This window comes from Luteibacter sp. P1_D3, from assembly GCF_056406135.1.
On sequence record NZ_JBFUAT010000001.1, the window covers coordinates 299441 to 322977 of the forward strand.

Here is a 23537-nt window from a genome sequence, read left to right on the forward strand (position 1 = left end):
TCGCCAACGGTATCGGCGGTGTTGGAGGTTTCTGTAGTCACGAGCATGGCACGCCGATTGCATGACTCAAGTCCTGACGCTCCCGACCGATTAAGTGGAGCGACCCTCCGACGAAAGCGAAATCATGACCCTCCTCTGGAGCCAGCACGTCCGCCTCCTCGCCCACGCCGCCTCCCAGGGCGATGCGGCGCGCGTTCGCGCCCTCTCCGCGCAGTACCCTGCCGCGGCCAGCGCCATGGGCGCCCTGCTCAAGCCAGCGGAGCCGCGCACCGCGCCGGCGACGACCATCCAGGCAATCGAGCAGCAAGGCATGGTCCTGACCAATGCACAGGCGCTCGGTGGCACCCTGCTGGAACTGGGCAAGGTGGTCGATGGCGCCCGCGATACCGCCGGACGTTTGACGGACGCCAGCGCCAGGATTTCGACGGCGCTCGATCAGGCCTACGCCGGCGCCGCCGGCATGGGCGACTCGGGCAGCCAGGGCCTCGCCACGGCCGGCGACCTCGATGGTCAGCTGCGCCTGTTGCGCAGCGCCCTTTCGGGCATGAGCCGCAACCACGCGCAGTTCTCCGAATACTTCACCGCGATCCGCAAACTGACCGCGACGGTGCAGGACATCGCCCACCAGACCAACCTCGTCGCACTGAACGCCGCGATCGAGGCGGCGCGCGCGGGTGAGGCGGGCCGCGGCTTCGCCGTGGTCGCCGACGAGGTCAAGCAGCTCGCCGAGAAGACCACCCAGGCCACCGCCGAGATCGATCAGACCACCGAGGCGGTCGGTCAGTTCGCCGGCCAGCTCGACGACGCCGTGCAGAACAGCCTGCGTCGCCTGGACCAGACCCAATCGGGTATCGCCGGCATGCAGACCTCGATGGGCCGCGTGGACGAAGCGGCTCGCGGGGCGCGCAGCAACATCGACGCAGCCCGCGAAGGCATGGGTGCGCTGCAGGGCCGCATCGCGGCCATCCAGGCGACCCAGGGAACACTCGGCCGGGTCACCAACGAAGCCCGTCGCCAGGCCGACGCCGCGGCGCGCGCTGCCGTGCTGGCCCACCGTCTGGGCCTGAGCCGCCTCGAAACCGAGGGCGACCTCGACGCCGCCAGCCTCAGCCAGATGATTCGTGAAGCCAGCCAGGGCCTTCGCTTCGCCGTGGAACTCGCCTCGCGCGACCCGGCCAGCCTCGACCGTCGCTGGCTCGACACCACGCCGCTCATGCGTTGCATCGACCAGTTCCGGCTGCGTCGGCCGGACAGCCCGACCGACGGCATCCGTGCCGCCGGCGAGCGCTTTTCGGTCCTCGCGTCGCACTACGCCATCACGTTGGGTGAAGGCCGTCATGCCGATGCCAGCCACATGGTCGCCGAGCTCAACAGGGAACTGGACGCGATCACCCAGGGCCTGTCCGCATCGCTGGCGGAACGCGCCGCGTGAGTTCATCGACCCTCGCCCGCGGCATCACCGCGACCGCCCTGCTCGTCCTGCCGCTATGCGCGCTGGCCGGGCAGTCGGTCGAGTCGGTGCGCGTGGCGGCGGTGACCTGGCTCCAGCAGAACCGCGCCCTTCCCGGCGCCCGTATGACCGCCGAGGCCGATCCGCTCGACAGCCGCCTGCGCCTGGCGGACTGCCCGAAGCCGCTCGAGTCGTCGCTTCCGGGCAACCGGCCGCTCGGTGCCCGGGCAAGCGTCGCCGTGCACTGCCCGGTCCCGGGCGGCTGGACCGTGCGCGTGCCGGTGCGGGTCAAAATGTTCTCCAACGTACTGGTCACGACCCGCCCGCTTGCGCGCGGCGACGGCATCGGGGCCGGCGATGTCCATGCCGAAGAGCGTGACGTCGCCAGCCTCGCCTACGGCTATGTCGCCGAGCTCGGCCAGATCGACGGCCGGTCGCTCGCCAGGCCCCTGAGCGCCGGCACGGTGCTGACGCCAGGCATGCTCGCCGGGCGCCAGGCCGTCCGCATCGGCGATTCGATCAGCATGCAGGCCGACGTCGAAGGCGTGGTCATCCGCGTCGCCGGCGTGGCCATGGGCGCCGGCGACACCGGCAGCCGCCTGAAGGTACGCAACGCTTCATCCGGGAAAGTGCTCGACGCCGTGGTCACCGGCCCGGGCACCGTCGCGGTACTGCCATGAACAAAATCCAAACCAGGTCACACTTCCCGGCCTAGGGCCAGTTAAAGTTCGCCGACAGACCGCCGATAAGGGGTTTGAAGGACACAAGCTCCGAGGAACACACTATGACGACGACGATCAAACCCGGTATCCAGGCTCCGCAGCCCCAGGTGCAGCTCCGCACCCAGAACCAGGCTGCCGGCTCGGCCGTCTCCACGCAGGGCGCCAGCGCCGTGCGTCCGAGCGACGACAGCGTCAAGATCACCGACTCGGCCAAGGCGCTCGACGCCGCCAGCCGTGGCGATGGCATCGACAGCAAGCGCGTGGACGAAATCCGCAGCAAGCTGGCCGACGGCACCTACAAGCCTGACGCCCAGGCCATCGCGAGCAAGTTTCTTGCGATGGAAGGCCAGATCGGCAGCAAGGCATGACCCACCCGCTCGACTCCGACTTCGACACGGCCGTTCGCGCCGTCATGGGCGACCTCGCCCGTGAGGTCGACGCACTGCACGCCATCCTGATCGACGAGCGCATGGCGCTCGATCAGGCTGACACGCATGCGCTCGACACCGTCAGCCGGACGAAGGGCAAACTGCTCGACCGCATCGAGAAGCTGGACGCCGAGCGTCGCCACCTGGGCGACGCCGCCGGCGTCGACACGCTCAACGATGCACGCTGGACACACACGATCGAACGCCTGGTCGAGTGCCGCAAACTGAATGAAATAAACGGCCGCATCGTCGGCCAGCGAATCGGTCACGTTCGCCAGGCGCTTGCGCTGCTCGCGGGCGATTCGCCGGGTGGTTCCACCTACGGACCGAAAGGTGACACCGCGCGGGTGAAACTGCGCTCCGCCACGATCGCGCAGGTTTGACCACCACCGAGACCAGTCCCCAGACTCACCCAGACGGCGCACCAACAAAGCAATGGCAGTGACCCCCCAGCCGACAGCGGTGAATGACGACGGCATCCTCCCGATCGTCCGCGTACCCATCCTGGACAGAAAGCAGGCGCTGTTCGCCTACGAACTCCTGTTCCCCCGCCCCATCGGCAGCGATATCGACGCCGCGGCGCTTGCACACACGCAGGCCACGCTGAGCGCTATCGCGGACGGCAGCCTCAAGCGCCTCGTTCGCGACAATCGCGCCTTCCTGCACATGTCGCCCCAGCTGCTCCTCGAGCACGCGGACATCCTTCGCCATAACGCGCGCCTCGGTGCGAGCATCAGTGCGGATGTCGGCACCGACGACCAGCTGCTCGAGAAGCTCCGCGAGTTGAAAGGTCATGGCTGCCTGTTCATGCTCGAGGACTTCAACCTGCCCGCCGACCCCGAACACCGGGCCGGCGTGGATGCGTTGCTGCGCATCGTGCAGTTCGCCAAGATCGCGGTGGATCATCGTCATCCGGTCGCGGCACGCGCGCACATGGACTACGTCCACGCCTTCGGCGTCAAGGTGATCGTTACCGGCATCGACACGCACGAGACCTTCGTCGACTACGCCGACCAGGATGTCGACGGCTTCCAGGGCAAGTACCTGCTGCGTCCCGAGCGCGTCGACATGCCACGTCTCGCACCGAGCAAGCTCGGCGTGCTGCGCCTCATGGGCGCGCTGCAGGATCCCGAGAACGGGCCCGTCGAGCTGGGCAAGATCATCCGCGACGACGCCGTGCTCAGCTACAAGCTGCTCGGTTGTGTGAACTCCGCCTATTTCGCCCTGCCCCGCCAACTGAAATCGGTGGAGCAGGCCGCGGTGTTCTTCGGCGTGAACCGCATGCGCAACTGGATCTTCACCATGGCCGTCTCCGGCATGGACGAGCGTCCGCCGGAGCTGCTTCGCCTCGCCCTGATCCGCGCGCACATGTGCGAGAAGCTCGCCCGCACGATCAAGCCCGAGCTGCAGGAAATGGCCTTCACCGCCGGCCTGTTCTCACTGCTCGATACGTTGATGAATGTGTCGATGGCCTACGTGCTCGAACACCTCCCGCTCGCGATCGAAATTCGCGAAGCGCTGCTCGAGGGTGCCGGCCCGTTCGCGCCGTTGCTCGACCAGATCCGCCACTGGGAACAGGGCGAACTGGAAAGCGACTCGGCGCTGCGCACGCAGCACCTGCAGACGATGGCCGCCATGTACGTCGAGGCCGCCAGCTGGGCCGACCATGTCTACGCCTTCGCCGACGGCACCGCCGTGGTCGAAGCCGAAGCCTGAAAGAAATGTGGGAGCCGATTCATCGGCGAAAAGCCAACGGAGCGATGACGCCGTCGCCCACCCATTCGCCGATAAATCGGCTCCCAGAAAGACCGGCGATCGGTCAGGTCACGCTCGCCGCAATCACGTGGATCACCACGTACTGCCAAAGCAGCATCAAGGCCATCAAGCCGATCACGACGAGGGTCAGTCCCGCCCCCACCGCGCGCCCTGGCGAATTGCCCGCCGCGCGCGACAGGCCGATCGCATGAACGACACGCGCCAGCACCAGGGCGATACCGAACGCGTGGAGTAACAGCGGTACCGTTTGGTCGAGTTCGAGAACCAGCAAGAGGACCAGCGCGAGCGGCACGTACTCGACGGCATTGCCATGGGCACGAATGGCGCAGGCCACGCTTCGGTCGCCGCCATCGCCCAGTCCGATCCGCGTACGCCGGCGAATGAGCATCACGCGCACCGCCAGACCAAGAATGAGCAGGGTCAGCAGTGCCGCGTAGAGTCCGGTGATACGCATGGTGTCGCTCCTGTCGGGGTCAGTCGGGCCGCAATGCCGAACGCTGCTGCACGCGCCAGATGGCGAGGCCGGCACCGAGCACGGCAACGAGCAACCATACGCTTGCCGTCATCGCGTCGCCAGCAAGCCATATCACCCCGGCAACGGCGGGCACTGCCACGGCACCGATGCCCGCGGCAAAGAGCACATCCCGGCGCAAACGGCTGCCGAGAGCCAGCAGGAAAGCCCCCAGGGCAGCGAACGCGAAGGCGCCCAGGCGAACCAGCAGGACGGCCTGAGGTGGCTCGGGCATGGCGGGCAGCACGTCGAGCAGGCTGCGATCGCCGACCTGCACGTCGAACCCGGGATCGCCGTCTTTTGCCTCGCGCGGGGCCAGCGTATCGCCGTCGATGCGCGCCAGCACGGTCATCGGCTGCACCGGCACGGCTTCCCAGCTGACCCGAAGGTCGCCCAGGCGAGGATTGGACGGCTTGCTGCTCGTGACGAGCTTGTCGTCCACCCGCTGGAAAGTCGCGGCAAGGTTCGGCGGCAGCTTGTGCTCGTCGGGCGCGATGTCGATACGCCCGGGAAACGCGCGAATGATCGGCGTAGAGAGTTTGAAGTTGCCCAGCTTCACTTCACCCGCTTCGAACTGACGGCCCTGGATCGGGAAAGCGCCGGGATTGACGTGCCCCGCCGGCTTGGCGAAATTCGTCGCATCGATCGGACGATCGACCCAGTCCAGCTCGTAATGCGTGCTACCGCCAACCGTTATTTCGCGCCACTGGAACATCTCCACATGGCGGATGAGGATCGGCGAATCCGCATGTACACCGAATTCCGGATCGCGCGGTGCGTCGAGGATCTGCGGCGTGCCGCTCACACGCGTCATCGAACCGTACTGCCCCGCGGACGGCCGCCCGGCGTCACCCAGATCCAGCACGGGTGAGCCATGGCGGGCCATGGCCGACCCGTAGTCCATCACCCGGTGTTCGTTCCAGGCGATCAGGCCCAGTCCCGCGAGCAAGAGCACCGCGCCGGCGACGCGCGCGCCCCAGGCCATCCCGCTGTCATTGGTCTTGTACTTCGACTTCATCCTGCCCCCGTGCCGGTCATCGGCGTCCTTACGCTTCGATGCCGCTTAGTCGTTCATGCGTATCGGCGGCCGTGTAACGGCCTTTACCGTCCTTTTCCACGGAGGCCATGGCACATCCGTGGTCGTGGGTAAAAAACAGCTTTACGCCACGAGCGATCTTGTCGTCGAGAAACACCCGCTTCTCGTCGATCAGCTTTTCCGGCCAGCGGTCGTAACCCATCGTCACCGGCAGATGTACCCAGGGCCGGCCGGGAATGAGGTCGGCGCAGAAGACCACGCCACCCACCTCGGCGAGCATGAGGCCCGGCGTGTGACCTTCGGAAAACTCGAAGCGCACAGCCTCGCCCAGGGACGACGGGTGCCTGGCCTCGACCAGTTCAAGTCGGCCGCTGGCTTCGAGCAGGCCAACCAGTTCGGGAATGAACGAGGCACGGTCGCGCGGATGCGGATCGCGTGCGCGCGCCCAGTGTTCGGCCCCGACCAGGAAACGTGCCTTTGGAAAAAGCAGCGTGGGCGCCTGTCCTTCCGCCCACGGGGCAAGAAGGCCGCCCGCGTGATCGAAATGAAGGTGCGACAGCACGACGGCATCGATGTCCTCGTGGCGAAGACCGGCTTCGGCGAGCGAATCGAGCAGGACGTGACGGTCCTCGACTACGCCGAACCGCTCGCGCATCGACGGATCGAAGAACGCGCCGATACCGGTTTCGAACAGCACGTTGCGGCCGTCCAGCCCGGTAGCCAGGAGGCAGCGGCAGGCAAGCGGGATGCGGTTTTCCGCATCCGGCGCCACCCAGCGCGACCACATGGTGCGCGGCGCGTTGCCGAACATCGCGCCGCCGTCGAGCCGCTGCGAATTGCCGATGAGTGACCAGAGTTTCATGCAGGCAACCTTACTGCACCTTGCCCAGGCCCGACGGGCGGCGCGGGTCGCTGGCGGCGTCGAGCGTGTTCGTCCGGTGATCCCAGGTCACCACGTTCATGAAACCCCAGGGCGAACGATTCCTCAGCACATGGCCCATGTCGGTCAACGCCTTGGCCGTCGCATCGTCGAAGACGCCGGCTTCCACATCCACACGATCGGGCAGGTACTGGTGGTGATAGCGCTTCTGCGCCGTGATCTCCGTGGCGCTCTTGCCATCGATGAAGGCAAGGATGCCCTCGAGCACCTGCGTGATGATGGTCGAACCGCCGGGCGAGCCGATCACCGCCGTGCGGTCGGCGCCGAAGACGAAGCTCGGCGACATCGACGAGAGCATGCGCTTGCCCGGCTCGGGCGCGTTGGCCAGCGCTCCGCGCAGGCCGAAGGCGTTCGGCTGGCCGGGCACGAGGGCGAAGTCGTCCATCTCGTCGTTGAGGACGACGCCGGTCCCCTTGGCGACGAAGGCGGAACCGAACTCGAGGTTCACCGTGAGCGTCGAAGCAACCATGTTGCCGTCGGCGTCGATCACCGAGAAGTGCGTGGTGTGCATGCCCGGCTCGGGCGCCATGGAGGTCGGCAGCAAGTCGGACGGCGTAGCCTTGTCAGGCGAGATCGTCGCGCGCAGGCCGTCGGCGTAGTACTTCGACAACAGCATGTCGAGCGGCATCTTCACGAAGTCGGGATCGCCGAGGTATTCATTGTGATCGCGGAACGCACGCCGCATCGACTCGATGGTCAGGTGCGTGGCGTGGCCGACGTCCAGCTTCGCGAGATCGAAGCCGGCAAGGATGTTGAGGATCTCGGCAATGGCGATGCCACCGGACGACGGCGGCGGCGCCGTGACGATGCGATAGCCCTTGTAGTCGACCGAAAGCGGCTCGCGCTCCTTGGCCTGGTACGCCTGGAGGTCAGCGGCCGTCCAGTTACCGCCAGCGCCGCGCGACGCGTCGACCAGCAGCTTCGCGGTCTCTCCCTTGTAGAAACCGTCGTGCCCCTTCGACGCAAGGCGCTGCAACGTCTTGGCGAGGTCGGGCTGCTTCAGCGTCCAGCCTGCCGAGGGCACCTTGCCACCCGGAAGATAGATGGCGGCCGAGGCGGGATAGCGCGAGAGGACATCCTTGCGGTCCTCGATGGTGCCGAGGAAGCGCGCGTCCGGCTGGAACCCCTCTGTAGCGATGCGGATCGCTGGCGCGAGGGAAACCGATAGCGGCAATTTCCCGTAATGCGCCGCCATCCAGACCAGGCCGGCCGGCTCGCCCGGGATACCGGCCGATAGCGGACCGTTAGTGGACGTGTCGCGATTGGGCTGGCCGTCCTTGCCGACGTAAACCTTCATGTCGACGGCCTTCGGCGCGGTTTCGCGTGCATCGATGAAGATGTCACGGTTGTCGGAGGCACGATGCAGCAAGGCCATGAAGCCACCACCGATACCCGAACTCTGCTGCTCGACGACGGCGAGGGTCGATGACACCGCGACCGCGGCGTCGAAGGCGTTGCCGCCCTTGCCAAGGACTTCGAAGCCGGCATTCGTAGCCAGGTAGTTGGCGCTGGCGATGGCGGCATGGCCAGGACCCTTGGCCATGGGCGGGGCGGTCTGTGCGGAGACGCTGCCTGCGCCAACGACAAGAAAAAGACTCGCGGCGAGGACGCGCCACGACGGGGCATGGACCATGGGGTTTCGCTCCGAAAGAGATATCGCTGTCGGCGAGATTAACCGATGACACCAGGCAAGGGCTTACGAGGCGGCTTTAGCCATCAGGTGTTCGTACTTGAGCATCAGTTGCTCACGCGATTCGACGCGGTCGGGATCGCCCGGGATGCACTCGACGGGACAGACCTCGACGCATTGGGGCACGTCGAAATGACCCACGCACTCGGTGCACAGGTCAGGGTTGATCTCGTAATAGACCTCGCCGAGCGAGATGGCCTTGTTCGGGCACACGGGTTCGCAGACGTCGCAGTTGACGCAGGTGTCGAGGATGATCAGGGACATAGGCGGCATTTTACCCCGAAGTCGGGGGCCGCGCGGGCAAAAAAAGGGCGCCGCGAGTGCGGCGCCCTTCATTCGACACCGTGAACGTCGATCAGTACGCGACGAAACGGAACGTGGCACCCGAGGGGGCCAGTGCGTCGGCGACGCGCTGCTGGTCGGCCTGGTCGCCGATGAACAGGACGATGACGTTCTTGAACGAACCGGCATTCGCGCCCTTGAAGGCCTCGATCACGAGGTCGGCGGTCTTGGCCGACTCCGGGCCACCGAAGACGAGCATGTTGCCCGGGGTGACGCCACGAGCGACCGTGCCCTGGACGTTCTCGAGCTGGCGGGCGCGACCGTCCTGACCAGCCTGGTCGTCACCGGCCGGCACGAAGTACGGGAACGGACGATCCGCCGTCATGCCCTGCATGTTCTTGCGCACGATCTGGCCGAAGTACTGGCTCCAGGCCTTGGTATCGGTCGGGTTGGTCGGCTTCGCGACGGCGGCTTCCTGCTGGGTGGCAGCCTGATCGGTGTCTTCCGACTTGTTGCAGGCCGAGAGAGCCAGGGCGGCGGTCAGGGCCACGGACGCGGCGAGGACGAACTTACGCATGATGATCACCTTTGTTTTCAAGAGTTGCGCCAGCGTTGGCGCATGGCCTGCTGCACCGCCGGATGCACGAAGCCGGAAATATCGCCACCCAGGCGACCGATTTCACGCACTAGCGAGGAGGAAATGAAGCTGTACTGCTCAGCCGGGGTCAGGAACAGCGTCTCGGCCTGAGGAATCAGGTGACGGTTCATGCTGGCCAGCTGAAATTCGTATTCGAAGTCCGACACGGCGCGAAGGCCGCGAAGGATCACCCCTGCGCCAATCTCGGCGACGAAGTGGGCGAGCAGGCAGTCGAAGCCGCGAACTTCGACGTTGGGCAGGTCTGCCAGGGCCAGACGAGCCAGCGCGATCCGCTCGCCCAGGCTGAAGCCTGGGCCCTTGTTTCGGCTCTCCGCCACGGCGACCACGATACGGTCGAACAGGGGCGCGGCACGGGACACCAGATCGGCGTGACCGTTGGTGATCGGATCGAACGTGCCGGGATAAACGGCAAGTCGCGGATTGGCCGGCAGAGAAGTCATGGAGGCGGGTCGAATGAAAGCGCGGGCTAGCTTAGCGGATCGGCCGGGGTGCGGCGATAGAGGGTGTAGGAGACTTCCCCGGCATGACCCTGGCGATGCATCAGCCAGTGGGCAGGCAGGCTGAAGACCGCGCCGCGCGGGGCTTCCACGTAAATCCAGCCATGGGTTGCGATCCAGCCGCCGTCTTCGAGCTGCCGCGCCGCGTCGGCCCAGGCATCGAGAGCGAACGGCGGATCCAGCAGAACCACGTCGAACGGCCGCGCGGGGCCGCGTAGCCACCGCGAAGCCTCGTCGCCGACCACCTCCCCGCCGACGGCCTTCAGTCTGGCCAGGTTGGCCTTCAGCGCGGCGGCAAGCCGCGGCTCGCGCTCGACGAAGGTCACCGATGCGGCGCCACGCGACAGCGCCTCGATCCCAAGCGCGCCGGTCCCGGCGTAGAGGTCGAGACAACGCGCCCCGCCCACCACGGGCTGCAGCCAGTTGAACAGGGTCTCGCGGACGCGATCCGCCGTAGGCCGGAGGCCTGGAAGGTCGGGGACGTCCAGGCGGGAGTTGCGCAGGGTTCCGCCGATGATGCGGACGCGGCCTGACGCGCTCATCGCTCAGCGGCCAGTGAGGGCGGGAGTGCTAGCATTCGCCTATTGTCTTTGAATCGCTGGCGCAATGCTCAAGTTCTGGAAGAAGAAGCCCGTCGAACCCACCGCGACGCCCGACGCCGTGACGCCCGAAGAGCGCGTGGAAAAGGTCGCCGATGCCGCCTCGATCGACGCTGGCCCGGTGGTCTCCGAGGCCCTGGCCGAAACCGTGCTGCCCGAGCCCGAGGCCCCCGATGTCGAACCCGACGCGGAGGAAGCCTCGATCGTCGAAGCAGCACAGCCGGCCAAACGGAGCTGGCGCGAGCGGCTCTCCGGCAGTGGCTTTGCCAAGAGCCTCACCACGCTCTTCGTTCGCCATCCCAAGCTCGATGACGATCTCCTCGACGAACTGGAAACGACGCTGATCACGGCCGATGTCGGCGTAGAGGCCAGCAGCCACCTGGTCGAGGACCTGCGCAAGCGCATGCACAAGCGTGAGTTCGCCGACGCGGGCGATCTGCTGAAGGCCTTGCGTCGGGAGCTGGTCGCCCTGCTCAAGCCTGTGGAAAAGCCGCTGGACGTATCCACGTCCACGCCTTTCGTGATCCTCACCGTCGGCATCAACGGCGTCGGCAAGACCACCACTATCGGCAAGCTGGCGCGCCGTTATTCGGATGAAGGACGCAGTGTCATGCTGGCCGCGGGCGACACGTTCCGTGCCGCTGCCGTGGAGCAGCTGAAGACCTGGGGCGAGCGCAACAAGGTTCCCGTGGTCTCCCAGGGCCAGGATGCGGATTCGGCCAGCGTCATCTTCGATGCCCTGCAGGCCGCTCGCTCTCGCGGCACCCAGGTGCTGATCGCCGACACGGCGGGCCGCCTGCACACGCAGGGTGGCCTCATGGACGAGCTCGGCAAGATCGGGCGCGTCATGAAGAAGCTCGATGCCGCCGCGCCCCACGAAGTACTCATGGTAATCGACGGCACGACAGGTCAGAACGCCATCAGCCAGCTCCGCCAGTTCCGCGAGACCGCAGGCGTCACGGGGCTGGTCGTGACCAAGCTCGACGGCACCGCCAAGGGTGGCGTGATGTTCGCCCTCGCGCGCGAATTCGGCCTGCCAATCCGCTACGTGGGCCTCGGCGAGACCGCTACCGACCTGCGCGTCTTCGATGCGGAAGCCTTCGTCGACGGTCTGTTGCCGGCGAGCCTCGGTGGCTGAGTGAGCGTCGTATCGCAAGCGTCGCGGTCATGAACCGTCGACTGCGCATCGGCCTGCTCGCCGCCGTCGGCATCGTCGCCGCGGTCATCATCGCGGCCCTGATCGCCATGTACGTGGTGCTGCAGCCCGAGCGCTTCACGGCACTCCTTCAGTCGCAGGCGCGCGCCTCTGGCCTTGAGCTCTCGCTGGCGAATCCGGCCAGCCCGACGCTCTGGCCGAAGCCTTCCCTGGAACTGGAAGGCATCACGCTGCGCGGCAACGGCGGCAGCACGCCATTGATCGTCGCCGCGCGAGGCAAACTGGTTCTCCCCTGGCGCACCCTGCTGGGTGGCGAGGCCACCATCTCGCGACTTGAGATCGAAGGTGCGCGCATCGACGTCGATGCCGTCTCCGCCTACCTCGACACGCTTCCGCCGCGCCCGTCGACGGCTGGCGCGATCCTGCCCACCATCGATGCCGGCTTCCGTGTGTCACGCAGCGCCCTGTTGCGCGGGAACCGCCTCCTGCTCTCCAACGTCGATATCGACGCGGGCCGCCTGGCCAACCAGCATCGCTTTACCTTGTCGATCGATGCCAGCACGGCGGATGAGGCGCCTTATGCCCTCGATCTCGCCGCGACCCCCTCGCTCGCGGACGGCGTGTTGACGCTCGGCGACCTCGACGTCGACGTGGTCGGCAAGGGCCGCTTCAGCGCGAAGCTGCACGGCGATGCGACCTGGCGAGGCGGCGCGGACATCGGCGGCTCGATGGCCGGGCGGGTGACGCGTACCGATGCTCCGCCTTACGACGTCGTGCTCGGCGTCGCGCCAGCCAACCAGCAGGATCCCCTGTCGATAGCGCTGAAGATCGACGGCGAACAGGACCACGCAGAGCTGCATCTGCCGCCGCTGGCGTTGTCCGACTGGTGGGCGGGAATGCACGCAGGCAAGCCGCCCTCCCTCCCTCCCGTGCAAGGAACGATCGACGCCGCGCAGGTCGACGTCGGCAGCGTGCATATCAAGGGCTTGCGCGTCCGCGCCACGCCGGGTTCGCCAGCGCCCGCAGGATCCTCGACACTGCCCCCGGCGTCGACCGCCGCCGCACCCGCCCGCTCGCCATGAACACCTTCGCCACCGAACTGCTTCGCTGGTACGACCATCACGGTCGCAAGGATCTGCCGTGGCAGCATCCGCGCGATGCCTATCGTGTGTGGCTGTCGGAGATCATGCTGCAGCAGACCCAGGTCGTGACGGTGATCGGTTACTTCGAGCGCTTCGTGCAGCGGCTGCCTACCCTCGCCTCGCTCGCCGAGGCCGATGAGGACACTGTGCTGGCCTTATGGTCCGGCCTCGGCTACTACCGGCGTGCGCGCTTCCTGCACCGTGCCGCACAGCTGTGCGTCGAACGCCATGACGGTGAACTGCCGCGCGACATCGATGCCTTGCTGGCGCTTCCGGGCATCGGCCGATCGACGGCGGGGGCCATCCTCGCGCAGGCCTATGGGCTTCGTTTTCCGATCCTGGACGGCAACGTCAAGCGCGTCCTGACGCGCTATCACGGCGTGGCCGGACACCCCGGCGAAAGCGCCGTCGAGAAGCGCCTGTGGCTGTTTGCTGACGAACACACGCCACCCACCCGGACGGCCGACTTCACGCAGGCGGTCATGGACCTCGGCGCAACCGTCTGCGTGCGTAGCAAGCCGCTGTGCCCCCTGTGCCCGCAGGCCGCGAGTTGCGTGGCGCTGCGCGACGGGCTGACCGCGACCTTGCCCACCGCCAAGCCCAGCAAGAAGATTCCGACCCGCGCGCTGTCGATGTTGCTGCTCCGCGACGCTCGCGGTCGCATCCTTCTCGAAAAGCGTGGCGCGCAGGGTGTCTGGTCCGGCCTGTGGAGCCTTCCCGAGGCAGCCGATGCGACAGTGGCCCCCGGTGTCGCGGCGCGTATCGCGCGCGTCGGCGACGCGGACCCTCTGCCCGCCTTCACCCACGTCTTCAGTCATTACCGACTGGACGTTTCACCCATCCTGTTCGACCATGCGGCCCCCCTCGCCGCCGTAGCAGACCGTCCCGACCAGCGCTGGTGCGATCGCGACGACATCGCCTCGCTCGGCCTGCCTGCCCCGGTACGCACGCTACTGGACAACCTTTCGGAGATATCCCCATGACGCGCATCGTTCACTGCGTGAAACTCGGCCACGACGCCGAAGGCCTCGACTTCGCCCCCTGGCCCGGTGACCTCGGCAAGCGCATCTACGAGAACGTCTCCAAGGAGGCATGGGCGCAGTGGCTGGCCCACCAGACCATGCTGATCAACGAGATGCGCCTCTCCCCGCTCGACCCGAAGACCCGCGGCTTCCTCAGCGGCGAAATGGAGAAGTACTTCTTCGGCGGCGACGTGGTCCAGCCCGCCGGCTACGTTCCGCCCGAACGAGAGGCTTGACGCCGACGCCCGCAACGGATTTAATACGCGGCTCCACTCGCCGCAACATTCGTTGCAGGCATCTGTGGCTCGGTAGCTCAGTTGGTAGAGCAGGGGATTGAAAATCCCCGTGTCGGCGGTTCGATTCCGTCCCGAGCCACCATTTATCAACGCTCCGCCTCGTCGCGAACACAGCGTTGCTAATAGCCTCCCCCCTTGCTACAAACGCTGCGTGTCTCGTCGCGCCCGTTCTCGCCGGCGCATGCTCAATCGCACGGATTCGGGGGTAGCGTCACATGGCAGCAGCGCGAATCGCTCTATCGATATTCGTCGTCGGCCTCCTGGCCGGATGCGCCGGATCCAGGCAGGTAACACTTCCCGATGGTGACCAGGCTCTTGTGGTCTCTTGCGATTCGGGCTCGCAAACCATCGGCGACTGCTACAACAAGGCAACCGGCCTCTGCCATGGACCCTACGAAGTGCTCGATCGCTCCGAAGGAGCCCAGGTCAACTACAGCTCCACACCATACAAGTCGGCGGGCGGCGTCATGCCGAAGCGAGACATCATGATTCAGTGCAGTGGCTGAGTCGCAAAGACCAGAAGCCATTCCGATCCTGTATCCGAAGGCCCGCCGACATGCGGGCCTTCTTGCATCACGGCGTTCCTCACTGACGACCGACATCATGACGTGGGCGCGCGCTACAGACGGACTTGCCTTCCACGGCCAGTCTTGTCCGGACGCTGCGGAGATCCTCCATGACAATCCTGAGCCCGACACCCGACACGCCTAAATCGGTCGCGATTCTCAATTCAGACGACTATCCACCCCGTTACGCTGACGCTCCCAACGCACAGCGAGCGGAGAACCATCCAGTGACTATCGAAACCCTGCTCAGGAGCATCGACGGAAGGCTCCAGAGCATGGACGGGCGTCTGGACAACATGGACAGACGCCTGGACAAGGTCGAACAACGTCTCGACAAAGTCGGCGAAGGCATCATCGAATTGAAGATCCAGACGGCAGCGATCGGAGTGAGGCTCGTCGGCGTTGAAGAACGCCTCGATCGCGTCGACGAACGGTTCAATCGCGTCGACGAACGGTTTAATCGCGCCGAAGAGCGGTTCGATCGACAGGAAGAACGCCAACGCGAAGCCGACAGGCAGCTCATTCGATTCGAAGGGCACCTTGCGCGCCTTCCTTCCTGGAAGAGCGTGGGCACGATCAGTACCACGGTCACGCTGGCTTGCTGCGGGCTCTTTGTCTGGCTCGCAGACGGCGGCGCGAAAACGCTCGCCAAATGGTTCGAGTAGTGCGAGTCGCTCTTCAGATATTCACATCACGACCCGGCTCGACCTCACACTGATGAAGCGCGCCTTCAAGACTCGTCTGCTCGTCGACCCGATCCAGGCCTTCGGGCTTTCCGGCAAGCACTTCCCCGACGCGCCGGACGCGCGCATCCATGGCCACCCGAAGCTGCTCCCGAGCCTGCTGACCGCAAGGCGTACGAGGCTTCCACGCCGATAGCGCTGCTGCGCGCGACGCCAGCATGCCCAGGCGCTGCGGCGCCTCGTCATGCCCTGCGCGCTGCGCCTCGGTCACCTGCGCCTGCCATTCGGCAAGGGCCGCTCGCAGGTCAGCGATGTCTGCGGTCTGCGCCGTGGCGTCCGCGGTACGCGCCCGATGCGAGGCCGTAAACGCCAGCATGGCCGTAGTCGCCGAGGCAACGAATGCAATCAGGATGACGACGAGCGCTACGCGACGACCGTTGGCGGCGGACCGCGGCACATCGGGCTCTGGAGGATTCATAGCGGTTCCGCTGCTGCGTAAGTTCGCCCCATTCTGACTGATCGGCAGGGCCGGTGGCCGCCATCGCCCGGCAATCGGGGCGCGGCATGGTGTCGCTCGCCGGCGGGACCCAGGTAACGGAAATCACCTTGTTACGTCGATATATTCGGAAGACTCCCCGTCAACAGGAATCCTCCAGGCATGATTCGGCTGTCCCGACTCGCACTTTTCGCCGCGCTCACCGCGACCATCGCGCAACCGGCTATTGCCGATGAACTGCGGGTGCTGTCGTTCAATGTCCGCACCATCACGGGCAAGGATGGTCCGGATCGTTGGGAGGCCCGGCGAGACCTCTTTGCCGACACGATCCGCCACCTCCATCCGGATGTCATCGGCACGCAGGAACTGGCGAAGGAACAGGGCGACGAGACCGTGGCGCGCCTTCCGGAATACACATGGTTCGGTCGCGACCGCTTCGGCGGTCACGCCGACGAGCACATGGGCATCTTCTACCGGAAGGACCGCCTGAAGCTCGTAGACAGCGGGGACTATTGGCTCTCCGATACCCCGGACAAGGTCGCCAGCATCACCTGGGGCAACATCTTTCCGCGCATGGTGAACTGGGCGTTGTTCGAGCGCGTCTCCGACCACAAGCGCTTCTATCTGCTCGACACGCACTATCCGTACCGCGATCAGGATGAAGAAGCGCGCACGCGCAGCGCCCGTGAAATGGCGGCGTGGATCGGCAAGTTGCCCGCTGGCGTACCCGTCATCGTTACCGGCGACTTCAACACCGGACCTGAGAGCGAAGCGCACGCCACGCTCACGGCGGCATTAAAGGACGCATGGTCGGCCGCACCGGAACGAGAAGGCCCGGAGAATACCTTCCACGGCTTTAGCGGCAAACCGACGAAGCGAATCGACTGGATCCTCTATCGTGGCGTGGAGGCTACGTCGGTGCAGACGGTGACCACCTCGAAAGATGGCCACTATCCATCCGACCACTTCCCGGTCGAGGCGAACTTCAGCCTCTAGACGACTTGTCAGCGAGGGGTGCTGTCGGCAATAGTCGGCGGCACACCTTGGGGGACAACGACATGCGTCATCTTCTTGCAGCTTTCCTGTTGGCACTGGGCGCCACCGGCGCTATCGCCGCGCCTGCCGCGCCTGCCGCATCGACCGGGACGTCGCCGAACTCATACTTCGATCACGCGGGGCACGACGATGTCCTGTCGGGTGGCGTCAAGATGATCACGATCGATACACCCAAGGGAAAATTCCGGGTCTGGACCAAGCGCGTCGGCAACAATCCGACCATCAAGGTGCTCCTGCTGCACGGCGGACCGGGCGCCACGCACGAATACTTCGAAGCCTTCGACAGCTATTTTCCGGGCGCCAGCATCGAGTATTACTACTACGACCAGCTGGGCTCCGCCTTCAGCGACAAGCCCACGGACGAGTCGCTGTGGGAAATCCCGCGTTTCGTCGATGAGGTGGAGCAGGTGCGCCAGGCGCTGCATCTGGACAAGGACAACTTCTACCTGCTCGGCCACTCCTGGGGTGGCGTGCTCGCGATCGAGTACGCCCTGAAGTACCCGCAACACCTCAAGGGCCTGATCATCTCGAACATGGTCGACAGCATCCCTGCCTACAACCAGTACGCGACCAAGGTGTTGATGCCCGCCATGGACCAGAAGAAGCTCACCGAGGTCAAGCGCATGGAAGCGGAGAAGAAAACCGCGGACCCGGCGTACATGGCACTCCTGATACCGATGCACTACGAGCAGCACATCCTGCGCATGCCGGCCGACCAGTGGCCGGAGCCGGTGCAGCGCTCGTTCGGTCATCTCAACGAGCAGATCTACGTGTCGATGCAGGGGCCCAGCGAACTCGGCGCCAGCGGCAAGCTGCTGCACTGGGACCGCAGCAAGGACCTGAAGACGATCAAGGTGCCGACCCTGGTCATTGGCGCGCAGTACGACACGATGGATCCGAAGTACATGGAAGCCATGGCGAAGAAAATGCCCAACGCCCGATTCCTGCTGTGCCCGAAGGGTGGGCACCTGGCGATGTATGACGATCAGGAGACGTATTTCACCGGGTTGGTCGGGTTTTTGAAGGATGTCGACTCTGGGAAGGCTTTGCGCTGAGGGTGGAGGGCACCGCTTCATTGCTTCGTTGGCTTTTCGCCGATGAATCGGCTCCTACATTTATCTATGGGTCTACACCTGTGAGACGGCTTTCTGGCAACATCACCCGGTTAACGACGCGCCTTAGCGCGCCAGCCGGACAGCCAAGCCCATGAATCTGCAAGCCAATTACGAACAGATCCCGCTCAAGGACTACGCTGAGCGGGCGTACCTCGACTATTCCATGTATGTGGTGCTGGACCGCGCCCTGCCCTTCGTGGGTGACGGGCTCAAGCCGGTCCAGCGCCGCATCATCTACGCGATGAGCGAGCTGGCCTTGTCGGCCACCGCCAAGCCGAAGAAATCCGCGCGCACCATCGGCGACGTGATCGGCAAGTTCCATCCGCACGGCGATTCGGCCTGCTACGAGGCCATGGTCCTGATGGCCCAGCCATTCTCGTACCGCTATCCGCTGGTCGACGGCCACGGGAACTTCGGCTCGCCGGACGACCCGAAGAGCTTCGCCGCGATGCGTTACACCGAATCGCGCCTGACCCCGATCGCCGAGGTACTCCTCTCCGAGCTGCAGCACGGCACGGTGGACTGGGTACCGAACTTCGACGGCACCATGGAGGAGCCCTCCTGGCTGCCGGCACGCGTGCCCCATGTGCTGCTGAACGGCTCGATGGGCATCGCCGTGGGCATGGCGACCGATATCCCACCGCACAACCTGCGCGAGATCGCGAGCGCCTGCATCCGCCTGCTCGACGATCCGGACGCGACGATTGCCGATCTGTGCGAACACGTACACGGGCCGGATTACCCCACGCTGGCCGAGATCATCACGCCGCGCCGCGAGATCATGGCGATGTACCAGACCGGTGGCGGCTCCATCCGCGCCCGTGCCGTGTACGAGCGCGATGAAGGCAACATCATCATCACCGCGCTGCCGCACCAGGTATCGCCGTCGAAGATCCTCGAGCAGATCGCCGCACAGATGCGCGCGAAGAAGCTGCCGATGATCGAGGACCTCCGCGACGAGTCGGACCACGAGAACCCGATCCGCCTCGTGCTGGTGCCGCGCTCCAGCCGCGTCGATGCCGACGAGATGATGCAGCATCTCTTCGCCACCACGGATCTGGAAAAGAGCTTCCGCGTCAACATGAACATGATCGGCTTGGATGGCCGCCCGCAGGTGAAGGACCTCAAGATGGTCCTGACCGAGTGGCTGCGCTTCCGCACCGATACGGTCACGCGTCGCCTCAACCACCGCCTGGGCCGGGTGGAGCGCCGCCTGCACCTGCTCGATGCCCTGCGCATCGCGTACCTCAACCTGGACGAAGTCATCCGCATCGTCCGCACCGAGGAAGAGCCCAAGCCGGTGCTCATCGCCCGCTTCCGCCTCGACGACGAGCAGGCCGACTACATCCTCGAGACCAAGCTGCGCCAGTTGGCTCGCCTCGAGGAAATGAAGATCAATGAAGAAAGCAACAAGCTCGAGGAAGAGCGCGCACGCCTCAACGTGCTCCTGAAATCACCCGCCAAACTGAAGAGCCTGATCAAGGAAGAACTGCGCAGCGATGCCGAGAAATACGGCGATGAGCGCCGCTCGCCGCTGATCGAGCGTAGTGTCGCCCAGGCCCTGGACGAGAGCGCCCTGGTCGCCTCCGAACCGGTCACCGTGGTGCTCTCGCAGAAGGGCTGGGTGCGCGCCGGCAAGGGCCACGATATCGACGGCGAGGCGCTCTCCTACCGCGACGGCGACAGCCTGCTGGCGATATCCCGCGCGCGTACGACACAACAGGTCGCCTTCATCGATTCCACCGGTCGCGCGTATGCGACGCCGGCACATACACTCCCGTCGGCCCGCGGCAATGGCGAGCCATTGACGGGCCGTTTCAGCCCACCGGCGGGCGCCCGCTTCGATGCGGTCGTCACGGCGGACAATGACACGCGGGTCGTGCTGGCCACCGACTTCGGCTACGGCTTCGTCACCCGCTTCGAAGCGCTGACAGGCCGGCAGAAGGCCGGCAAGCAGATCATCTCGCTGAGCGACGGTGCCCGCGTCCTGGCGCCCACGATCTCGGCCGATCCCTCGCGTGACCGCATCGTCGTGGTCACCGGCGAAGGTCACCTGCTGATGTTCTCGGTGGCCGAGCTTCCCGAACTCGACAAAGGCAAGGGCAACAAGCTCATCGAGATTCCGAAGGCAAAACTGGTCTCGGGCGAAGAACGCGTCGTCGGCGTCGCCGTGGTCACCGAGGGTAAGGGTGAGATCACTCTTTATGCGGGGCAGCGCAAGCTGACGCTGAAGTGGGCCGACCTCGTCGAGTACGGCGGTAGCCGGGCCACGCGAGGCGGTGTACTGCCTCGGGGCCTTCGTCGGGTGGAGCGGATCGAAACGACGGGCTGAGGCCAGGGGGTGGCCCCTGCCGGGGCCATCGCCGATTTATCGGCGATCTCCTACAGCCGCGTCACCCTCCAGGACACCATCCGCCCGTCCTTGTACGGCATCACGCCGTGAAACGGCCGGGGATCGTTGTCGAACACCAGCGGCAGAAAGTGACGATCGCCTTCCCACATCGGCAAGGCGTCGAGCTCATTCAAGGGAACCCACTCGAGCTTGCCCTCCGGGTTGGACTCGAAGGGCGTCCCTGTGTAGCGGTCGATGACGAAAATGAAGCCGAGCCAGTCCTCGCCCTGTTTACCGAAGCCCGGCCAGTTGAGCGTGCCACGCAGGCGCATCTCCAGGCACTCGATGCCCGCCTCTTCCATGATTTCGCGGCGCATGCAGGCGGCGATGTCCTCCCCGGCCTCCATCTTGCCGCCGAGACCGTTGTACTTGCCCAGGTGCTGGTCGTCCTGACGCGCGTTGCGGTGGATCATGAGGACGCGCTGGCCGTCCGGCGACATGACGTAGCCGAGCGTGGCGACGATGGGCGTATAAGGCATGGCGGTGGCAACAAGGCGGAAAAAAACCGAAGTTTACCCGCTCCCCACGCGAAGGCGGCGTTTCGCCTCTTGCGTGGCCGGGGCGACCCGGCGACCATCGACGGATGCCTCACCCGTCCCTTCCCCGTAAGACCCGCTCGTTTCTGGCTCGCCTGGCCATCGCAACCGCCCTGGCGGGCGCTGCCATGGGTTGCGTCGCGCCGGCCGACGCCGTCGACAGTCGCGACCTGGTATTCGACAGCCAGTCCTATTTCGCCGTGACGGTCGATACCCGCCGCGAAGACATCGAGCTGTACTGGCGCAATCCCGATACTGAGCAGCCCTTCAGCACGATCGACGCCCTACGCACCTGGACCACGGGAAAGGGCCGGCCGCTCTCGTTCGCGACCAATGCGGGCATCTACGATCGCGAGTTCAAGCCGCTCGGCCTGTATGTCGAGAACGGCAAGGCGCTCGTTCCGCTGAACCTGATTCATGGCAACCCGCGCTCGGGCAATTTCTCGTTGCTGCCCAACGGCGTGTTTGCCGTCTACGACGATGGCACCGCCGACGTCCACACCAGCGAAGGATTTCGCGACGCTGGCCGAAAAGCACGCTGGGCCACGCAGTCCGGGCCGATGCTGGTCATCGATGGTGAGATCAATCCCCAGTTCGACAACGGCTCCGACAGCATGAAATGGCGCAGCGGCGTCTGTGCAAAGACCGCGCACGAGGTGGTCTTCGTGGTCAGTCGCGTACCCGTCAATTTCCACAGTTTCGCCCGGTTGTTCCGCGACGAGATCGGCTGTCGGGATGCACTCTTCCTTGACGGCACGATCTCGCAGGCCTTCACGCCCGATGATGGTTATGCGGGCGCGCCGGCGTTCATGACCAAACCCTACGCGGGCATGATCGCAGTCTTTCCAAAGCAACGCTGAGCGATCAATCGTAAGGCAGCAGCAACGTGACGCGATCTTTCCAGCCGACACGGGCTTTGGCCTGCAGCGTGCGGTCCGGCGGACGCATGTACGACGTGCAGCCGGGGCCGTTGAAGCAGGTGTTCCATCCTGCCTCGTAGATTATGTTGTACGAGAGCTGCCGCCCTTCGTTGCCACGGAGCGGGAACTCCCAGACCACTTCGTACTGGGGATTGAGGGTGCCGGCGAGCGGCGTCGCCTGAACCAGGCTCCCATTGTGCCTGCGGGCGTTGACCCAGTTGTAGATCGCGGGAACATCCGGGGTCCATCGAGTGGTCCGGTAGAACCGCGTGTCAGCATTCGTCCGCGTCTGCACCAAGTGCATTTCCGATTGAGCGGTGTCCGTTCGCGCCTGGGCCAGGTTGAGGTTGAAGCTGATGTTCGGCGTGACCTTGCCTGTCGTGTCGACCGAAACCCCGGCCTGCGCGCTGCCGCCGACGACAAAGCGTTCCGCATGGGACACGCTGACGGCCCCATCGATGGAATCGGAAGGAAACAGTGTCCGCAGCCGCTGTCCCACTGGGCAGCCGAAGAGCTCCTGTCCACCCTCCATGTCGCAGAGAAACAGGCGGGTGTTCGCCGTAGCCGGAAAGGACGAATCGACGGGCCACGCCGACGTGACACCGTCGTATTCGATAGGCCCCCACCCGCTGTGGATGCTGGCATCGAGCAGGCGTCGCAAGCCACCCTGGACAGCATCGAACTTGCCTTCGGTACCCGCGCGCCGTCCGAAGCCCGTACCGGCACCGTCGCCGACGGTCTTCGCCCAGAACAGAAAGGTCGTACCGCCCGGGTCGACCGGATCGTCGTTGCGCAGCAGGACCCATTCCGATGCAAGGCTCAAGCGCGGCTCGTCCGTGCTACGGAAGGGCGCGATGGTGAACTGCGGTGGGGCCGCGACGTGCATCGAAAGGTTTCCGTACTGGCACCATCGGCGCAATTCCGTGGCGAGGACGAGGAGTTCGTCGCTGGCCGGAAGCCGCTGCCCGAATACGGCGGCGGCCATCTTCCGGCGGAAAGCCCGGCACACGGATGCCGGCGATGCCGCCAGCAGGTCGAAGTTCACATCCATCGAGCGCGATGTGGTGCTGGCGGAACGAACCGGACGCGGCGCCTCATCGATCTCGCCGCGTTCGGCCCACGCCCAGCCCGTCAGGACTGCCACACGATGGGCAGCGTCCGTGGCATCGAAACCGAAGATACCCAATCCCTCGGCCGGATCGAGGACGATGGTATTGGTTGCGGGCCAGGCATGGACGCCCCCCGGCCTGAGCAAACGAAGGAAGTACCAGGGTCCCGTCACGGCGAGCCGCTTTCCCTGGTCGAGCCATTGGCTGATTTTCGACTCGACGTCGACGAGATTGTCGTCGCCGCCCACGGTGACGATGGTGACGCCGGCGACACTGGCGCTGTCCACTGTGATGGCTGCCGCCGTCGGGCACATCGCAACGGCGATCAGCACCGCGAGCGCGGTGCACGCGTGAGTTCTCATGTCGTATCCCTGCTTCCACCCATTAGCGGGCGGGAAGAGCTTCGCGGTTGCGCACGCGACCACGTATCGGGCGCGCACTCCAATCGCTGTGGGGATT

Annotated in this window: 25 protein-coding genes and 1 tRNA gene; 15 read left to right on the forward strand and 11 right to left on the reverse strand. The window is 65.5% G+C overall.

Going from position 1 to position 23537, the window contains the following annotated elements:
- Nucleotides 1-124 precede the first annotated feature (124 nt).
- The 5 genes from AC1DYM_RS01405 (at nt 125) to AC1DYM_RS01425 (ending at nt 4316) form a co-directional block, all read left to right on the forward strand.
- Nucleotides 125-1432 carry a methyl-accepting chemotaxis protein gene (locus tag AC1DYM_RS01405; RefSeq protein WP_477335217.1) on the forward strand — a complete coding sequence of 436 codons (1308 nt, stop codon included), beginning with the start codon at nt 125-127 and terminating at the stop codon, nt 1430-1432.
- Nucleotides 1429-2130: a flagellar basal body P-ring formation chaperone FlgA gene (gene flgA / locus AC1DYM_RS01410; RefSeq protein ID WP_477335219.1), complete on the forward strand. Its 702-nt coding sequence runs from the start codon at nt 1429-1431 to the stop codon at nt 2128-2130. The genes AC1DYM_RS01405 and flgA overlap by 4 nt, the downstream gene beginning before the upstream one ends.
- A 104-nt stretch (nt 2131-2234) precedes the next feature.
- Nucleotides 2235-2540 (forward strand): flagellar biosynthesis anti-sigma factor FlgM, encoded by a 306-nt coding sequence (gene flgM / locus AC1DYM_RS01415; protein ID WP_477335221.1) that lies wholly within the window; start codon nt 2235-2237, stop codon nt 2538-2540.
- Nucleotides 2537-2983 (forward strand): flagella synthesis protein FlgN, encoded by a 447-nt coding sequence (locus AC1DYM_RS01420; RefSeq protein WP_477335223.1) that lies wholly within the window; start codon nt 2537-2539, stop codon nt 2981-2983. The genes flgM and AC1DYM_RS01420 overlap by 4 nt, the downstream gene beginning before the upstream one ends.
- A 52-nt stretch (nt 2984-3035) precedes the next feature.
- Complete coding sequence (locus AC1DYM_RS01425) at nt 3036-4316, forward strand: EAL and HDOD domain-containing protein (RefSeq protein ID WP_046968697.1); 1281 nt, start codon at nt 3036-3038, stop codon at nt 4314-4316.
- 103 nt (nt 4317-4419) lie between these two features.
- On the opposite strand, the gene AC1DYM_RS01430 is transcribed toward AC1DYM_RS01425, so the two are convergent.
- The 8 genes from AC1DYM_RS01430 to rsmD form a co-directional block, all read right to left on the reverse strand.
- Nucleotides 4420-4830, reverse strand: a complete 411-nt coding sequence (locus tag AC1DYM_RS01430) for an MAPEG family protein (RefSeq protein ID WP_477335226.1) — start codon at nt 4828-4830, stop codon at nt 4420-4422.
- Nucleotides 4831-4849: 19 nt separating this feature from the next.
- Complete coding sequence (locus AC1DYM_RS01435; RefSeq protein WP_477335228.1) at nt 4850-5905, reverse strand: TMEM43 family protein; 1056 nt, start codon at nt 5903-5905, stop codon at nt 4850-4852.
- Nucleotides 5906-5933: 28 nt separating this feature from the next.
- On the reverse strand, nt 5934-6785 hold the full coding sequence (locus AC1DYM_RS01440; protein ID WP_477335230.1) for an MBL fold metallo-hydrolase: 852 nt from the start codon (nt 6783-6785) through the stop codon (nt 5934-5936).
- 10 nt (nt 6786-6795) lie between these two features.
- A complete protein-coding gene (gene ggt, locus AC1DYM_RS01445) occupies nt 6796-8496 on the reverse strand; it encodes a gamma-glutamyltransferase (RefSeq protein WP_477335232.1) in 1701 nt (566 codons plus the stop codon).
- 63 nt (nt 8497-8559) lie between these two features.
- Nucleotides 8560-8817, reverse strand: coding sequence for a YfhL family 4Fe-4S dicluster ferredoxin (locus tag AC1DYM_RS01450; RefSeq protein ID WP_046968693.1), 258 nt, complete (start codon nt 8815-8817; stop codon nt 8560-8562).
- 91 nt (nt 8818-8908) lie between these two features.
- Entirely contained in the window at nt 8909-9412 is a 504-nt protein-coding gene (locus AC1DYM_RS01455) for a hypothetical protein (protein WP_477335234.1), read from the reverse strand.
- Between the two features lie 17 nt (nt 9413-9429).
- Entirely contained in the window at nt 9430-9933 is a 504-nt protein-coding gene (gene coaD / locus AC1DYM_RS01460; RefSeq protein WP_046968692.1) for a pantetheine-phosphate adenylyltransferase, read from the reverse strand.
- A 26-nt stretch (nt 9934-9959) separates the two neighbouring features.
- On the reverse strand, nt 9960-10532 hold the full coding sequence (gene rsmD, locus AC1DYM_RS01465) for a 16S rRNA (guanine(966)-N(2))-methyltransferase RsmD (RefSeq protein ID WP_477335237.1): 573 nt from the start codon (nt 10530-10532) through the stop codon (nt 9960-9962).
- A gap of 64 nt (nt 10533-10596) precedes the next feature.
- Here rsmD and ftsY point away from each other — a divergent pair, with 64 nt between their 5' ends.
- From ftsY to AC1DYM_RS01495, 6 genes are all read left to right on the forward strand, one after another.
- Nucleotides 10597-11727 (forward strand): signal recognition particle-docking protein FtsY, encoded by a 1131-nt coding sequence (gene ftsY, locus AC1DYM_RS01470; RefSeq protein ID WP_477335239.1) that lies wholly within the window; start codon nt 10597-10599, stop codon nt 11725-11727.
- A 29-nt stretch (nt 11728-11756) separates the two neighbouring features.
- The gene (locus AC1DYM_RS01475; RefSeq protein WP_477335241.1) at nt 11757-12827 is read left to right on the forward strand and encodes an AsmA family protein; all 1071 of its coding nucleotides are present in this window, start codon (nt 11757-11759) and stop codon (nt 12825-12827) included.
- Nucleotides 12824-13870 (forward strand): A/G-specific adenine glycosylase, encoded by a 1047-nt coding sequence (gene mutY / locus AC1DYM_RS01480; protein ID WP_477335243.1) that lies wholly within the window; start codon nt 12824-12826, stop codon nt 13868-13870. Before AC1DYM_RS01475 ends, mutY begins: the two co-directional genes overlap by 4 nt.
- The gene (locus tag AC1DYM_RS01485; RefSeq protein WP_477335245.1) at nt 13867-14145 is read left to right on the forward strand and encodes an oxidative damage protection protein; all 279 of its coding nucleotides are present in this window, start codon (nt 13867-13869) and stop codon (nt 14143-14145) included. The genes mutY and AC1DYM_RS01485 overlap by 4 nt, the downstream gene beginning before the upstream one ends.
- Before the next feature lie 66 nt (nt 14146-14211).
- Nucleotides 14212-14287 (forward strand) — tRNA-Phe (locus AC1DYM_RS01490).
- 594 nt (nt 14288-14881) lie between these two features.
- On the forward strand, nt 14882-15436 hold the full coding sequence (locus tag AC1DYM_RS01495) for a hypothetical protein (protein WP_477335247.1): 555 nt from the start codon (nt 14882-14884) through the stop codon (nt 15434-15436).
- 13 nt (nt 15437-15449) lie between these two features.
- On the opposite strand, the gene AC1DYM_RS01500 is transcribed toward AC1DYM_RS01495, so the two are convergent.
- Complete coding sequence (locus AC1DYM_RS01500) at nt 15450-15932, reverse strand: hypothetical protein (RefSeq protein ID WP_477335249.1); 483 nt, start codon at nt 15930-15932, stop codon at nt 15450-15452.
- 180 nt (nt 15933-16112) lie between these two features.
- On the opposite strand from AC1DYM_RS01500, the gene AC1DYM_RS01505 reads away from it, so the two are divergent.
- The 3 genes from AC1DYM_RS01505 to parC all read left to right on the forward strand — a co-directional run bounded on the left by AC1DYM_RS01505 (nt 16113) and on the right by parC (nt 20453).
- Nucleotides 16113-16946, forward strand: a complete 834-nt coding sequence (locus AC1DYM_RS01505) for an endonuclease/exonuclease/phosphatase family protein (protein ID WP_477335251.1) — start codon at nt 16113-16115, stop codon at nt 16944-16946.
- 62 nt (nt 16947-17008) lie between these two features.
- Nucleotides 17009-18061 carry a proline iminopeptidase-family hydrolase gene (locus AC1DYM_RS01510; RefSeq protein WP_477335253.1) on the forward strand — a complete coding sequence of 351 codons (1053 nt, stop codon included), beginning with the start codon at nt 17009-17011 and terminating at the stop codon, nt 18059-18061.
- A 151-nt stretch (nt 18062-18212) separates the two neighbouring features.
- Complete coding sequence (gene parC / locus AC1DYM_RS01515; RefSeq protein ID WP_477335255.1) at nt 18213-20453, forward strand: DNA topoisomerase IV subunit A; 2241 nt, start codon at nt 18213-18215, stop codon at nt 20451-20453.
- Nucleotides 20454-20503: 50 nt separating this feature from the next.
- Here parC and AC1DYM_RS01520 read toward each other — a convergent pair whose 3' ends face one another.
- Nucleotides 20504-20992 carry an NUDIX hydrolase gene (locus tag AC1DYM_RS01520; protein ID WP_477335257.1) on the reverse strand — a complete coding sequence of 163 codons (489 nt, stop codon included), beginning with the start codon at nt 20990-20992 and terminating at the stop codon, nt 20504-20506.
- Between the two features lie 104 nt (nt 20993-21096).
- Here AC1DYM_RS01520 and AC1DYM_RS01525 point away from each other — a divergent pair, with 104 nt between their 5' ends.
- A complete protein-coding gene (locus AC1DYM_RS01525) occupies nt 21097-21909 on the forward strand; it encodes a phosphodiester glycosidase family protein (protein WP_477335259.1) in 813 nt (270 codons plus the stop codon).
- A gap of 4 nt (nt 21910-21913) precedes the next feature.
- Here AC1DYM_RS01525 and AC1DYM_RS01530 read toward each other — a convergent pair whose 3' ends face one another.
- Nucleotides 21914-23440 carry a hypothetical protein gene (locus AC1DYM_RS01530; RefSeq protein WP_477335261.1) on the reverse strand — a complete coding sequence of 509 codons (1527 nt, stop codon included), beginning with the start codon at nt 23438-23440 and terminating at the stop codon, nt 21914-21916.
- Between the last annotated feature and the right edge of the window lie 97 nt (nt 23441-23537).

Coding starts and splice junctions, on each gene's coding strand:
- ggt (WP_477335232.1), bottom strand. CDS start 8,496: ATGGTCCATGCCCCGTCGTGGCGCGTCCTCGCCGCGAGTCTTTTTCTT.
- parC (WP_477335255.1), top strand. CDS start 18,213: ATGAATCTGCAAGCCAATTACGAACAGATCCCGCTCAAGGACTACGCT.
- AC1DYM_RS01520 (WP_477335257.1), bottom strand. CDS start 20,992: ATGCCTTATACGCCCATCGTCGCCACGCTCGGCTACGTCATGTCGCCG.
- AC1DYM_RS01510 (WP_477335253.1), top strand. CDS start 17,009: ATGCGTCATCTTCTTGCAGCTTTCCTGTTGGCACTGGGCGCCACCGGC.
- AC1DYM_RS01450 (WP_046968693.1), bottom strand. CDS start 8,817: ATGTCCCTGATCATCCTCGACACCTGCGTCAACTGCGACGTCTGCGAA.
- mutY (WP_477335243.1), top strand. CDS start 12,824: ATGAACACCTTCGCCACCGAACTGCTTCGCTGGTACGACCATCACGGT.
- rsmD (WP_477335237.1), bottom strand. CDS start 10,532: ATGAGCGCGTCAGGCCGCGTCCGCATCATCGGCGGAACCCTGCGCAAC.
- flgM (WP_477335221.1), top strand. CDS start 2,235: ATGACGACGACGATCAAACCCGGTATCCAGGCTCCGCAGCCCCAGGTG.
- AC1DYM_RS01495 (WP_477335247.1), top strand. CDS start 14,882: ATGACAATCCTGAGCCCGACACCCGACACGCCTAAATCGGTCGCGATT.
- AC1DYM_RS01425 (WP_046968697.1), top strand. CDS start 3,036: ATGGCAGTGACCCCCCAGCCGACAGCGGTGAATGACGACGGCATCCTC.
- AC1DYM_RS01500 (WP_477335249.1), bottom strand. CDS start 15,932: ATGAATCCTCCAGAGCCCGATGTGCCGCGGTCCGCCGCCAACGGTCGT.
- AC1DYM_RS01405 (WP_477335217.1), top strand. CDS start 125: ATGACCCTCCTCTGGAGCCAGCACGTCCGCCTCCTCGCCCACGCCGCC.
- AC1DYM_RS01475 (WP_477335241.1), top strand. CDS start 11,757: ATGAACCGTCGACTGCGCATCGGCCTGCTCGCCGCCGTCGGCATCGTC.
- ftsY (WP_477335239.1), top strand. CDS start 10,597: ATGCTCAAGTTCTGGAAGAAGAAGCCCGTCGAACCCACCGCGACGCCC.
- AC1DYM_RS01420 (WP_477335223.1), top strand. CDS start 2,537: ATGACCCACCCGCTCGACTCCGACTTCGACACGGCCGTTCGCGCCGTC.
- AC1DYM_RS01455 (WP_477335234.1), bottom strand. CDS start 9,412: ATGCGTAAGTTCGTCCTCGCCGCGTCCGTGGCCCTGACCGCCGCCCTG.
- AC1DYM_RS01530 (WP_477335261.1), bottom strand. CDS start 23,440: ATGAGAACTCACGCGTGCACCGCGCTCGCGGTGCTGATCGCCGTTGCG.
- AC1DYM_RS01435 (WP_477335228.1), bottom strand. CDS start 5,905: ATGAAGTCGAAGTACAAGACCAATGACAGCGGGATGGCCTGGGGCGCG.
- AC1DYM_RS01505 (WP_477335251.1), top strand. CDS start 16,113: ATGATTCGGCTGTCCCGACTCGCACTTTTCGCCGCGCTCACCGCGACC.
- AC1DYM_RS01525 (WP_477335259.1), top strand. CDS start 21,097: ATGCCTCACCCGTCCCTTCCCCGTAAGACCCGCTCGTTTCTGGCTCGC.
- coaD (WP_046968692.1), bottom strand. CDS start 9,933: ATGACTTCTCTGCCGGCCAATCCGCGACTTGCCGTTTATCCCGGCACG.
- AC1DYM_RS01485 (WP_477335245.1), top strand. CDS start 13,867: ATGACGCGCATCGTTCACTGCGTGAAACTCGGCCACGACGCCGAAGGC.
- AC1DYM_RS01430 (WP_477335226.1), bottom strand. CDS start 4,830: ATGCGTATCACCGGACTCTACGCGGCACTGCTGACCCTGCTCATTCTT.
- AC1DYM_RS01440 (WP_477335230.1), bottom strand. CDS start 6,785: ATGAAACTCTGGTCACTCATCGGCAATTCGCAGCGGCTCGACGGCGGC.